The sequence below is a fragment of the Stenotrophomonas sp. Steno-C15 genome (assembly GCF_056393265.1).
Genome location: NZ_JBWJPF010000002.1, coordinates 188,635 through 202,333, shown reverse-complemented (window position 1 = coordinate 202,333; position 13,699 = coordinate 188,635). Strand labels below are relative to the sequence as shown.

Annotated in this window: 9 protein-coding genes and 1 tRNA gene; 9 read left to right on the top strand and 1 reads right to left on the bottom strand. The window is 64.4% G+C overall.

The features are described 5' to 3' along the window. Positions 1–230: 230 nt before the first annotated feature. The 9 genes from AC06FB_RS03015 (at position 231) to AC06FB_RS02975 (ending at position 13,087) form a co-directional block, all read left to right on the top strand. On the top strand, positions 231–3,464 hold the full coding sequence (locus tag AC06FB_RS03015) for a TonB-dependent receptor (RefSeq protein ID WP_074901106.1): 3,234 nt from the start codon (positions 231–233) through the stop codon (positions 3,462–3,464). Positions 3,465–3,716: 252 nt separating this feature from the next. Further along, positions 3,717–5,105 carry a nucleotide 5'-monophosphate nucleosidase PpnN gene (gene ppnN / locus AC06FB_RS03010; protein WP_053516614.1) on the top strand — a complete coding sequence of 463 codons (1,389 nt, stop codon included), beginning with the start codon at positions 3,717–3,719 and terminating at the stop codon, positions 5,103–5,105. Positions 5,106–5,267: 162 nt separating this feature from the next. Beyond that, positions 5,268–5,786: a GspH/FimT family pseudopilin gene (locus tag AC06FB_RS03005; protein ID WP_065175926.1), complete on the top strand. Its 519-nt coding sequence runs from the start codon at positions 5,268–5,270 to the stop codon at positions 5,784–5,786. Next, entirely contained in the window at positions 5,783–6,250 is a 468-nt protein-coding gene (pilV, locus tag AC06FB_RS03000; protein ID WP_053516615.1) for a type IV pilus modification protein PilV, read from the top strand. Before AC06FB_RS03005 ends, pilV begins: the two co-directional genes overlap by 4 nt. Beyond that, positions 6,250–7,437 (top strand): PilW family protein, encoded by a 1,188-nt coding sequence (locus tag AC06FB_RS02995; RefSeq protein ID WP_283218944.1) that lies wholly within the window; start codon positions 6,250–6,252, stop codon positions 7,435–7,437. Before pilV ends, AC06FB_RS02995 begins: the two co-directional genes overlap by 1 nt. Positions 7,438–7,444: 7 nt before the next feature. Further along, positions 7,445–7,933 carry a pilus assembly PilX family protein gene (locus AC06FB_RS02990; protein WP_053516616.1) on the top strand — a complete coding sequence of 163 codons (489 nt, stop codon included), beginning with the start codon at positions 7,445–7,447 and terminating at the stop codon, positions 7,931–7,933. Continuing rightward, a complete protein-coding gene (locus tag AC06FB_RS02985; protein WP_478053366.1) occupies positions 7,930–12,507 on the top strand; it encodes a pilus assembly protein in 4,578 nt (1,525 codons plus the stop codon). Before AC06FB_RS02990 ends, AC06FB_RS02985 begins: the two co-directional genes overlap by 4 nt. Before the next feature lie 23 nt (positions 12,508–12,530). Continuing rightward, a complete protein-coding gene (locus AC06FB_RS02980) occupies positions 12,531–12,944 on the top strand; it encodes a type IV pilin protein (protein WP_053516619.1) in 414 nt (137 codons plus the stop codon). 66 nt (positions 12,945–13,010) lie between these two features. Next, positions 13,011–13,087: transfer RNA gene (locus AC06FB_RS02975), tRNA-Asn, on the top strand. A 57-nt stretch (positions 13,088–13,144) separates the two neighbouring features. On the opposite strand, the gene AC06FB_RS02970 is transcribed toward AC06FB_RS02975, so the two are convergent. Next, positions 13,145–13,675: a GspH/FimT family pseudopilin gene (locus AC06FB_RS02970; RefSeq protein WP_065181232.1), complete on the bottom strand. Its 531-nt coding sequence runs from the start codon at positions 13,673–13,675 to the stop codon at positions 13,145–13,147. Positions 13,676–13,699 lie beyond the last annotated feature (24 nt).

Here is a 13,699-nt window from a genome sequence, read left to right as displayed (position 1 = left end):
GGCGACGTAAGGCGGAATGAAGATCCCGTCATGATTGCGTTGCGATCCGGTGCCGTTTGTCGCACAACCGTCACATTGATGGCGTAGCGTGTTAATCTAGTGTTAACCGTTATGGCTGCCTTCAGCCAACACGGTCGGGAACCCCAGATCACTGTCCAGTCGGCCACCCGCAAGGCCGCTTGGATGCGTCTTTTTTCCGCCATCGCCAACTCGTATCGAGGCTACCCTAGATGACCCACCCACTCCGGATGTCCAAGCTCACCCTTGGTCTCGTGGCCGCACTTGCTGCCGCTCCCGCCTTCGCCCAGAGCACCTCTGCAGGTGTCGGCGGCCAGGTCGTGTCCGCCGCTGGCCAGCCTGTCGCCGGTGCTGAAGTCACCATCACCCACACCGAGTCGGGCACCGTTTCGCGCGCCACGACCGATGCGTCGGGTCGTTACAACGCGCGCGGCCTGCGCGTGGGTGGTCCGTACACCATCACCATCACCAAGCCGGGTGAAGGCACCAAGACCGAAGAGGGTGTCTACCTGAACCTGAACCAGGTCAACACCGTCAATGCCAACCTGACCGGCGACGTGGCGGCCACCAACCTGGACGCCGTGAATGTTGTCGCCACCGCGGGCGGCCTGGACATCTTCAGCGCCACCAAGATGGGTACCGGCTCGAACGTGACCCGCGAAACGATGGACGCGCTGCCGTCGGCCAACCGCAACATCCAGGACTACATCCGCCTGGACCCGCGCATCTCGCAGGTCAGCAAGGCTGACGGCGCGATCTCGGCTGGCGGTCAGAACACCCGTTACAATGCGATCCGTATCGACGGCATCAGTGCCTCCGATCCGTTCGGCCTGGGCTCCAACAACCTGCCGACCGAGCGTCAGCCGGTGTCGATGGATGCCATCCAGGAAATCAACATCGATCTCGCGAACTACGACACCACCATCGCCGGTGGTACCGGTGCGGTGATCAATGCCGTGACCAAGTCGGGTACCAACGAGTTCCATGGCACTGTCTACGGTTCCTACCGCGACAAGGACATGGTCCGCGAGGAACTGCGTGGCGAGAAGTTCAACGGCTTCGAGGACGAGAAGACCTACGGCATGACCTTCGGCGGCCCGATCGTCAAGGACAAGCTGTTCTTCTTCAGCAACTACGAGAAGTACGAGCGTTCGGCCGCTGGCATCAGCCTGAGCGACACCCCGATCGGCAAGGGCACCATCACCCAGCAGCAGATCACCGACGTCCAGAATTTCCTGGGTGGACTCGGCTATGACCCGGGCAGCCTGACGGCACCGAACAGCAAGACCGAAATCGAAGAGTACGCGGTCAAGCTGGACTGGAACATCAATGAAAACCACCGTGCGGCCCTGCGCTACAACAAGATGGAGCAGAACGTCGTCCGCTTCCCGCAGGTCAGCACCAGTGCGATCTCGCTGAGCAACTTCTGGTACCAGCAGCCGACCGAATACGAAACCTGGATGGGCGAACTGTTCAGCGACTGGTCCGAGAACTTCTCGACCGAGTTCAAGGTCTCGCACAAGGATTACTCGGCCAACCGCGTTCCGCTGGTCGACATGCCGCAGATCCGCATCCGTTCGGGTAACGACTCGCTGTACGTCGGTACCGAGCAGAACACGCACGTCAACATCGTGGAATCGAAGGAACTGAGCGCCTTCGGTGCCGGTACCTGGTACATCGGCGATCACACCGTCAAGTTCGGCTTCGATTACTCGAAGAACGACCTGATGAACTTCTACGGCCGCAACCTCAACGGCGTCTACGAGTTCAACAGCGTCGAGGACTTCCTGAACGGTCGCATCGCGCGCTACCAGCTGCGTGCCCCGCGCGCCGGCGGCAGCCGCAGTGATATCCCGGCAGACTTCACCCTGAAGAACACCGGTGTGTTCGTCCAGGATACCTGGGCCATCAACTACAACCTGAGCCTGATGTTCGGTGTCCGCGTCGACATGCCTGACTTCAGCAGCCAGCGCCTGTACAACCCGCGCATCGAGCAGCTGTACGGCTTCAACAACACCCAGCTGGTCGACAAGAACCTGGTGCAGCCGCGCGTCGGCTTCAACTACACCTTCGACAGCGAGCGCCCGACCCAGCTGCGTGGTGGCGTGGGCCTGTTCGGTGGCGCTGCCCCGAACGTGTGGCTGGCGGGTGCCTACCAGAACACCGGCCTGAACTACATCGAGTACGATGAGCGCAACCTGACCAGCGGCTTCACCCCGGACGGCAACAATCCGTACATTCCGGCTGGTGGCCCCGCAGCTGCGCGCCAGAACGTCGACATCATCGCCCCGGGCACCCGCCTGCCGTCGGTGTGGAAGGCCAACCTGGCGTTCGACCATGAGCTGCCGTGGTACGGCATCGTGGCGTCGGCCGAAGTGCTGATGACCAAGGTCAAGGACGGCATCTACTTCGACCGTCTCGACGTTTCGGCGCCGACCGCTTACGGCCAGGACGGTCGTGCGATCTACTGGGATGCGAATGGCCGTAATCCGGCGAACAGCCGCATGTCGGGTGGCACCAACTTCGGCATGACCACCGGCACCAACCGTGCCACCGACCGTGCCAACCGTCCGAGCGACATCGGCGACGTGCTGGTCATGCGCAACACCGACAAGGGTCGTGGTACGCAGGCTACCTTCTCGCTGGCCAAGCCGCTGACCGAGAACTGGGGCTGGTCGCTGGGTTACACCTATACCAAGTCCAAGGAAGTCAGCCCGCTGACCAGCTCGCAGAACACCTCGAACTGGAACAACACGCTGATCTTCAACGCCAACGAAGACGTGGCCTACGACTCGCGTTACGCGATCAAGGACCGCATCACCGGCACCCTGGAGTGGAAGCACAACTTCTTCGGTGACAACGCCACCCGCGTCGGCCTGTTCTACGAAGGTCGTTCGGGCCGTCCGTACAGCTACATCTTCTACAACGATGCCAACGGCGACGGTGCTACCACCAACGATCTGTTCTATGTGCCGAGCGGCCCGGGTGACGTGCTGTTCGGTTCGGTGGTCGGTGGTCGCTTCGTGCAGAGCGCGCAGATGGAGCAGGACTTCTTCAACTGGCTGGCGCAGAATCCGGAGCTCGATGCCTACCGTGGCAGCGTGGTCCCGGCCAACTCGCACCGTGCCAAGTGGATCAACACCTTCGACGTCCGCATCAGCCAGGAGTTCCCGGGCTTCGTGAAGAGCCACAAGGGTGAGATCGCGCTGGACATCATGAATGTCGGCAACCTGCTGAACAAGAAGTGGGGCCTGATCGACGACTACGGCTTCTACGCCACCCGTCGCGTCGCCAACTACGCGGGTATCGACCCGGCGACCGGCAAGTACGTGTACTCGTTCACCGGTTCCACCGACAACCCCGCGATCCAGGAAAACAACAACGACAAGGGCAACACTGCCGTGTCGCGCTGGTCGATGCAGCTGACCCTGAAGTACAAGTTCTGATCCGTCGGAACATCACGCAGTAGACGGAAACGGCCGGGGTAACCCGGCCGTTTCCCGTTCGGGTGAAAGTTCTTGCAGTGGCCACGACATCGGCGTAGCATCCGGGTTCGTGCGCGGCGCCGATGCCGCAGATGCGGTCCCGGAATGGCGAACGCGGTCAGCACATATCCAACGGTCGGGATTCCCGGCCGTTTTGCTTTTTAAGGGGGCGGCAGTACAGTCGGAAACCTTGAAGGAAGCGAAACGTTGGATATGACCACGAACGAAAAGGCAGCCCGTGCGCTGCCGGTACAGGACGCGCGGATCTACCCGCGCGGTGGGCTGGATGTGCTGTCGCGGGCAGAAGTGGCGCGCCTGCGCGACGCCTCCGGCGGCGGCATGCACGAGCTGCTGCGCCGCTGCGCGCTGGCCGTGCTGACCAGCGGCAGCGCATCGGATGATCCGCGCGCGGCGCGCGATCTCTATCCCGACTTCGACATCCAGGTCGCGCAGCAGGATCGTGGCGTGCGCATCGACCTGGTCAATGCGCCGGCGATGGCCTTCGTCGATGGCGAAATCATCCGCGGCGTGGCCGAGCTGCTGTTTGCCGTGGTCCGCGACCTCGCCTACATGGCCATCGAAATGGGCCCGGCCTACGCGGCCGAACTGGAGTCTTCCGAAGGCATCACCAACGCGGTGTTCGGCCTGCTGCGCAACGCCCGCATCCTCAACCCCGGTGACCCGAACCTGGTGGTCTGCTGGGGCGGTCACTCGATCTCGCGCGACGAATACCTGTACACCAAGCAGGTGGGCTACGAGCTGGGCCTGCGCGGCCTGGACATCTGCACCGGCTGTGGACCAGGTGCGATGAAGGGCCCGATGAAGGGGGCCACGATCGCCCACGCCAAGCAGCGCAAGACGGTGACGCGCTACATCGGCCTGACCGAGCCGGGCATCATCGCCGCGGAATCGCCCAACCCGATCGTCAACCATCTGGTGATCATGCCGGACATCGAGAAGCGCCTGGAGGCGTTCGTCCGCATCGGTCACGGCATCATCGTGTTTGCCGGTGGTGTCGGCACCGCCGAGGAGATCCTGTACCTGCTCGGTATCCTGCTGCGCGACGAGAACAAGGACCTGCCGTTCCCGCTGATCCTGACCGGCCCGACCGTGGCTGCGCCGTATTTCGAGCAGATCGACCGCTTCATCCGGCTGACCCTGGGCGATGCTGCCGCCGAGCGTTACGAGATCATCATCGGCGACCCGGTTGCCGTGGCCAGGAAGATGTCCGCCGGCATCAAGCGCGTGCGCGAGCATCGCCTGGCGCAGAAGGATTCGTTCTTCTTCAACTGGTCCATCGAGATTCCGTGGGAGTACCAGCAGCCCTTCGTGCCGACGCATGAGGCCATGGCTGCACTGGATCTGCACCATGGGCGTGCGCCGCATGCCCTTGCGGCGGACCTGCGTCGTGCCTTCTCCGGCATCGTTGCCGGCAATGTGAAGGAGGATGGCATGCGCCGCATCGAGCAGTTCGGGCCGTTCCAGATCCACGGTGACCCGGACATGATGCAGGCCCTGGACGCGCTGCTGCGCGCCTTCGTCGAGCAGCGCCGGATGAAGATCTCCGGCGAGTACCAGCCCTGTTACCAGGTGCTGGCCTGAGACCGTGCCGGCGCGATGGGGATCGCGCCGGCAGCGGTGGGGAAGGGCGGTTCGTCAAGCGTTTGACGCCCGTCGCCCCGGATTGACCGTTCATCCTGCCGCCGCTTGCTGGCGGCAGGGCGATGGCCCATGGTGGCGATCAATACGCTGGGGAGCGTCCACATGTCTTTGCGCCGGCAGAACGGCTTCACGCTGGTTGAGTTGATGATCGCGGTGGTCGTGCTGGGCGTGCTGGCGACGATCGCGTTTCCGAGCTTCCAGAGCACCATCCGCTCCAACCGCATCGCCACCACCAGCAATGACCTCATCGCGTCGATGGCGCTGGCCCGCAGTGAAGCGGTGAAGAACCGCAGGGGCGGCGGCGTGTGTGCCTCTGCCGGAGGCACGTCCTGTGATGGCGACAGCTGGACCGATGGCTGGCTGGTCTGGGCAGACAGCAACGGCGACGGCGCGCTCAGTGCCGGCGAAACCGTCCTGCGCTACAGCCCCGGACGTTCGGCGCTGGTCGCCGTCGGTACGCCCGACCTGTCGGTGAGTTTCGACCCGCGGGGCCGCAATCGCGCCAATGCCACGCTCGACCTGACGCTGCGCCCGGAAAACTGCGGCAAGCAGCCGCTGCAGCGCACGCTTCGCCTGTCTCCGACCGGGCAGGTGCGTCTGTTGAAGGAGGACTGCAAGTGAGAACGCCCCGTTTCCGTTCCCCGCGCAACGCACAGGGCGGCTTCAGCCTGATCGAGGTATTGATCGCGATCCTGGTGCTGGGGGTCGGTTTGCTGGGTTTCGCACTGCTGCAGACGATGAACGTACGCTTCGTGCAGAGCGCCAACTATCGCACCCAGGCGACCAACCTGACCTACGAAATGCTTGATCAGCTGCGGATGAACCGCTCGATGGCACCGTCCTACGTGGGCGACTACACGGCGACCACCGCGGCCAAGAACTGCCTGCCACCGGTCGGCAACGACATCGGCAAGGACGCGTTCACCCTGGACTGGACCTGCCGTCTCGGCAAGGCGCTGGGAGATGGGGCCACGGCCAAGGTCGCACGTGCCGGCACCCAGTACACGGTCAGCGTGACGTGGGGTGACGAGCGCTGGAACGCTGACGCCAGCGATACCACCTTCAGTGCCGGGAGCCGCCTGTGATGCGCGCGCCTTCCCCGGCCCGGCGCATGGCCGGCCTGTCCATGGTCGAACTGATGATCGCGCTGACCATCGGCGTGATCGTCATGCTCGGTGTCGTCCAGGTGTTCGCGGCCTCGCGTGCTGCCTATCAGCTGTCCGATGGCCTGGCGCGCGTGCAGGAGAACAGTCGCTTCGCCATGGATACCCTGCAGCGCGAACTGCGCATGGCAGGTCATTTCGGCTGCGTCAACGATCAGGCCCGGCAGTCGCCGGATGGCGTCTCGCTGTTTACGACGTTCGCGGCCACGCCTCATCCGGCTCTGGACTTCCAGCGATCCATCCAGGGCTACGAGGCGACCGATACGGCGCCCGGCGATGCGGTGACGCTGCCGGCCACTCCGGCGACGGGCGGCACCGCCTACACACCCGCATTGCCCGATGAATTCGCTGCGGCGCTGCCCAACCGGGTCAACGGCAGCGACATCGTCGCCCTGCGATACCTGATGCCGGACGGCGTGCCGGTTACGTCTTCCGGCGGTACCGTCGCGCAGCCGGTTTTCAGTTTCGACAAGGCGCGACTCGCCGTGCTGCAGAGTGGCGTTGCCGATTCCGGGCTGTATGGCGCTGCCGACTGCGCCAGCGCCACCGTTTTCCAGGCGCGCAGCATTGACAAGGCGGGGGGCACGATCACCTTCGGCGATGCACCGAACAATGCGAGCAATTTCATCCGTCCGGTGACCGCAGGCCAGGCGATGCTGCATCGTGCGGAAAGCGCTGTGTACTACGTGGGCTACGACGCTGCCAGCGCACGTTCCTCGCTGTACCGTGTGCGTTTCAACGCCACGCCCAACGGTGCGCTGGTCGCCGGCGCGCCGGAGGCCCTGGTGGAGGGTGTGGAGAACATGCAGCTGCTGTACGGCCAGGATCGTCGCCTGACCAGTGCCTACCCGACCGGCTTCATTGATCGCCAGGGTACCGCTGCCACCGTGCAGGCATCGGCCAATCCCAACATCAACGCCTGGCGGCGCGTGGGCGCCGTGCAGATGGGCCTGGTGATGGCCAGTCCCGATCCCTCGGCAGCCCCTCAGGCCGACCAGAATGCGGTACTGACCTCGATGGGTGTGACGTTCACCGCGCCCGAGGACGGCCGCATGCGCGCTGTTTACCAGACCACCATCGCCCTCCGCAATCGCCTCTTCGGCAACTGAGGCCACCATGCATCCGCGCCCGCGCACCCCCTCCTTCGCATCGCACCGCCAACAGCGCGGCGCGGTGCTGTATGTCGCCCTGATCATGTTGATCCTGCTGGCCCTGATCGGCATCGCCGGCATGCAGGTGACCGGCATGCAGGAACGCATGGCCGCCAACTACCTGCGCTCGAACCAGGCGTTCCAGAACGCCGAGGCCGATGTACGTTCGCAGGAAGCGGCGATCCAGGCTGTCATCGACAGCGGCAAGATCTTCGAGGCCAACCAGGAAGAGTGCAGCCCGGTGTTCGACCCGGCGACCTGGGCCGATGGCAAGACCACGGCAACGGCGATCAATACCCGCCGCCTGGACAAATGCGTGCCGGTCGGGCCGCTGGGCCTGGGGCGGCGCAAGAACGAAGAGACCGAGAACATCTACCAGATCACCGTGTTGGCCAGTGACGATCCGGCCAATCCTTCTTCCAGCGCCGTCATCGACACGATCTTCATTCCATGAATACTCCGCGCCGATTCTCCCGCCTTGCCTCCTCCCCGTGGCTGCGTGCAGGCACCGCCGCTGCCGTGCTGGTGGGCGTGGGCGCACTGGTCTATCCGCTGTTCGCTGCGCTTGGCGACTATGACATCGCGCAGGAGCCGCTCTACAGCAAGAAGACACAGCCGCCGCTGATGATGATGGTGATGTCGCGCGACGAGCAGCTGTTCAACAAGGCCTACAGCGACTACAGCGATCTGGACGAGGACGGCACGCTCGACACCACTTACCAGGACAAATTCGACTACTCCGGGTACTTCGACTCCAATCTCTGCTACACGTACAGCAGCAGCCAGTTCAAGGCCACGGCCAAGGCGACCGGCACGCAGAGACACACCTGTTCGGGTACCTGGTCCGGCAACTTCCTCAACTGGGCGACCATGAGCCGCCTGGATGTGATGCGCTACGTGCTGTACGGCGGCCATCGCATCACCGATACCGCCAGCAAGACGGTGCTGGAGCGGGCGCAGATTCCCAACGACCTGCACGCCTGGGTCAAGGTGTACAGCGGCGCCGACATCAACAACTTCACCCCGTACAAGACGACCATGTCGTTCTGCAATGCCAGCATCAGTGCCACCGGCGCACCGCTGATGCGCGTTGCCAGTGGCAGCTGGGGTGAATGGGCCTCGACTGCCGGCTATCAGTGCATCGTGGGGCGCAGCGACGAGGGCAAGGATGACTCCCCCCGATCGGTCGCGGCCGACCTGAATGTCCGGGTTGAAGTCTGCGCCACCGGTTCTGGAACCTTCCAGGAAGCGTTCTGCCGCAAGTACAACGACGGCACCCGGGACTACCTGAAACCGGCGGGCCTGCTGCAGTCCTATGGTGAAAGTGGCCGTCTGCGGTTTGGTCTGGTCACCGGCACCTATGTCAATCCTCGCGATGGCGGCGTGGTCCGTCGCAACATCGGCAAGATCGCCGGCAACGGCACGACCTTCTGTGCGGCCGGCGATGAGATCAACCTGTCCAATGGCCAGTTCTGCAACACGCTGGCAGGCGGGGCCGAGGGCATCATCAATACGATCTCCAACTTCCGCATCGACCAGTGGAACTGGAAGGACAAATGGACTGACTGTGACGACTACAGCATCCTGAATCGCCAGGGCTTCGACGGCCGGGGCAACCTGACCGACCCGGGCAACGCGTCCAAGAAGTGCAGCGCCTGGGGCAATCCGCTGGCGGAGATGTATGCCGAAGCGCTGCGCTACATCAAGGGAGAAACGAAGGGAATCTACAGCGCCAGCGGTGATCTCAGCGGCCTGCCCAATTCGGTGGCCTGGAAGGATCCGTACCGGTCGCCGAACGACGGCGGCAACTCCTACTGCGCTACCTGCAACATCCTGGTGATGTCCTCGGGCCTGCCATCCTTCGACAGCGACAACATCGGTACGGTCACTGGCCTGACCACGGCAGCGGCGGCGACCGATGCGATCGGCAACCAGGAGAACATCACCGGTGGCAGCTACATGGCAGGCCGTGTCGGCCTGACCAATCGCTATGCCTCGATCAACACCCATGAGGACATCTGCCGTGCGGTCAAGGTGACAGGCCTTTCGCTCGTGCGCGGCATCTGCCCGGACGTGCCGTCCACGGAAGGCAGTTACCTGATCTCGGGGCTGGCCAAGGCCGCTGCCGAGACCGATCTGCGTCCGGGCGTGCAGGACAAACCCAACACCTACAAGCTGACCGCCACCACCTACACCGTGGCCATGGCTGAGAGCCTGCCGAAGTTCGAGATTCCGGTGGGCAATGGCAAGATCACCCTGGCCCCCCTGTGCCAGGCCAACAACACCGAAGGAGCGGGCATCAACAGCAGCGGCTGGCGCAGCTGTTTCCTCGGCTCGGTCGGCGTCGGCACCAAGCGATCAGCGGTATCGCCGAACTACGTCTATGGCCGTGACTACCGAGCCGATGGCAAGGCCGGCAGTTTCTCGCTGGTCTGGGAGGATTCGCTGTGGGGCAATGACCACGACAACGACGTGGTCTCCATGCTCAGCTACTGCGTTGGCAGCACCTGCAGCGACGGTGGCACGACGCCATTCCGCAACATCTGCTGGCGCTCCAACAGTGGTGAATGCAGCAACAACGCCGTTCGCAACAAGGTCGGCGAAGACGAAGTGCTGGTCCGCATCGAGAACCTGTCCGCCTATGCAGGCAACGCGATGCTGACCGGCTACACGATCGTGGGCTCCAATGCGGCTGACAACGTGCAGCGGCTGGTGCTGCGCCCCGGCAACCGCAACGGTTCGGTGCTGAGCACCAGCGCCGATCCGCCGGCTACCTGGACCGGCGCGGTCGTGATGCGCTACAAACTGGGTACCGGCCAGGCCGGGCAGCTGGAAAGCCCGCTGTGGTACGCCGCCAAGTACGGCGTGCCGGAAGGCAGGAAGTGGGACAGCAAGGTGCCGGGTGTACCGGACAACTACTTCCTGGCGCGCAATCCGGCCAAGCTGAAGTCCGCGCTGGAATCGATCTTCGACAGCGCTGCGGCTGGCGAGGCCCCGGTGGGTGGCAGCGGCACCGGCGCCCGTGTCAACGCCGGCTCCTTCACCGTGTCCGCGCACTACACGGTGCCGTCGGGCTCGAACGACTGGACCGGTGATGTCATCGCCAGCCAGACCACGAGCACCGGAGGCGCCGGCGCTGAACTGTGGCGTGCGTCGACCAAGATGAGCGCCTCCGGGCGGACCATCGTGATGTCGACCGCACCCACCTATGTGAACACGTCCAACCAACTGGTGCCGGTGGCAGCGGCCGATTTCACCGCTGACAACGTTCCCGGGCGGGATCGCGCCGAGAAGCTAGGCAACATGGGTCTCAACACGGTGCCGAACTGGTTCGGTTCGCACAGCGTGGCGGACCTGGTCAGCTACCTGCGCGGCTCACCGGTGAGCGGCTTCCGCCCGCGCAGTTCACTGCTTGGCGATATCGTCAATTCCAGCGTGGAGATCGTGTCCAACAAGGACGACTACGGCTTCACCTCCTGGCAGGCGCAGGGCGGAGTGAGCTGGAAGACCTCGCTGGGTTTGAGCTATCGGGCCTACCTGGCGACCAAGGTGGCAAACGGTGGCCCACCTTCGATGGTCTACGTCGGTGCGAACGACGGCATGCTGCATGGCTTCAATGCCAGCACCGGCACCTCGGCGGGCAGCGAGCAGTTCGCCTTCATTCCATCGGCTTCGCTGCAGCACATGGCGGAGCTGGCCAACCCCACCTATGGACATCGCTACTACGTGGACGGCGGACTGACCTCGTCGGACGTCTACTACGGCGATGCCTGGCGCACGGTACTGGTCGGTTCGACCGGCGGCGGCGGCGCGTCGCGCGGGCCGTCGGCCACGGCAGTGGGCAACGGTTCGGTGTTCGCCCTGGATATCAGCAATCCGACCGGATTCACCGCCAGCAACGTGCTGTGGGAGATTTCCGGCAAGACCGAGTCGGACCTGGGCTTCGTCATGGGCAAGCCGGTTGTGGTGCCCGTCGCCGGCCCCAATGCGGACAGTCCGCCCCGGTTCGTCGCCCTGTTCGGCAACGGTGTCAATTCCAGCACCGGCCGACCGGTGCTCTATGTGGTCGACATCCGCACCGGCGAGATCCTCAAGCGCGTGTACCCCACGGCGGGCAAGTACGCAGTCGCCAATGGCCTCAACCATGTCACCGCGGTAGCGCTGCACAACAGCAGTGGCCTGGCCGATACCGTCTATGGCGGCGACATGCAGGGCAACATGTGGCGCTTCGACCTGCGTGGCGGTGATCCCAGCGCCTGGAATGTGGCCCTCAACGGCACGCCGCTGTTCACCGCAGTGCGCAGCGCTGTCGCCCAGCCGATCACCGGTGCGATCGAAGTCTCGGCAGGGCCGGGCGGTGGCGTCAGCCTGTTCTTCGGTACCGGTCGCTACTTCACCGCTGACGACAATGCAGTGACCCGTAATTCGCCGGTGCAGACGCTGTATGGGCTCTGGGACAACCTCTCCACTGCCATTTCCAGCCGTGATTCGCTGGTGGGGCAGACCGTCAGTGCCAATGGTGCCGGCTTCCGTGACGTGTCGGGCAACGGCGTGGACTACGCGAGCAAGCGCGGCTGGTACGTCGACCTGATCGTGGGTTCCGATGTGGAGGGTGAGCGCTTCTTCGGCTATCCGACGCTGCAGGGCGGCGCGGTGATGTTCACCACCTATGTGCCCGGGCAGGCGGTCTGCGGCACCGGCGGCGGCACCAACTGGCGCTATCGCCTGAACATGCTGACCGGCCAGCCGGCGATGAGCGGCTTGACCGACGAGGTCGGCGGAAACGCGCTGTGCGGCGCCAACTGCGGTGCCGGTGCGCTGACCCGCGGCGGAGACATCGCAACCGGTGCCCCCGTGCTGTCCACCAATGTCAACAGCACCACCTTGAAGGGCTGCGATCCCAGCGATCCGAAGTGCACGGTCGATGGATCGCTGGACCGCTGCATCGTGGCTCTGAACACGCCGGGCGCGGATACTGCGTATGGCCAGCGTGCCTGTGGTCGCCAGTCGTGGCGCCAGATCCGATGACTACCAGGAATACGGGAGCTGCCATGCGCACATCCAGCAGACAACAGCAGGTAACGGGCTTCACCCTGATCGAACTGATGATCACCGTTGCCGTCATCGCGGTACTTGCGGCTGTGGCGCTGCCTTCCTACCAGCGACATGTGCTGAAGACGCACCGCGCGATGGCCAAGGCTGACCTGGTCGAGATCGCGCAGCTGCTCGAGCGGCATCACACCGTGCAGAACAGCTACGACGGATTCTCGCTGCCGTTCAGCCAGTCGCCGCGGCAGGGCTCTGCCCGCTATGCCATATCGTTCGACGGCAAGGCGACCGCCGGGACCTATACCCTGCAGGCGGTTCCGGAAACCGGCCAGGACAAGGACGCGTGCGGCACGCTGACACTCGATCAGGCGGGCCGAAAGACGCCGGACAGCAAGACCAACCCGGAGTGCTGGTAAGACGGCAGCGGCGAGTGTGGAAGGGGCTTGCACCCCACTTCTGGAATTGGCTAGAATGCGCACCCCGCCCGAATAGCTCAGCCGGTTAGAGCACTTGACTGTTAATCAGGGGGTCGTTGGTTCGAGTCCAACTTCGGGCGCCAGTTTCGAGAAAGCCGCGAGCAATCGCGGCTTTTTTCGTTGGGGCATGCCGCGCGGGATCAGCAGGGCGTAGGCACGCGTGGGCGCAGGCTCCGGATCCGTCCGGGGATGTTGATGATCACGCGGCTGTGTTCCAGGCCCTGCACGCACAGCACGATGGACTGGTTGGTGCCGGCGTTGCGCCCGTCAGCGCGGAATCGGATGTGGGCGCGATGGTCGCTCGCCCGCAGTTCCACATGGCGATGGCGGTTCTCCTGGGTGTGCAGCAGGGTGGTCATTCCCCCGCTGGCCACCCGCGGCTCAACCTGAACGCGCCAGCCCTGGCTCCAGCGGTTGTCGCAGCGGCTGCCGTCGCCGGAGCCGCACACGGTGACCGGGCGTCCCTCGGTGATGGCGGTGCTGCGCGCCAGCGACAGGCTGCCGACCAGCTGGGCACGCAGGGATTCGGCCTGCAGCTGGCGCATCGCGCGCTGCCAGGGGCGCCAGGCCACAGCCAGCAGTACGCACAGGATCATCAGGACCACCAGCATTTCAGGCAGGTGGAGCCCCCGGGCCTTGCGCGCGGGGTGTTTGCAGAGGGTCTGGAGCATGCCCCCAGCCTGCTGGCCCCGCCG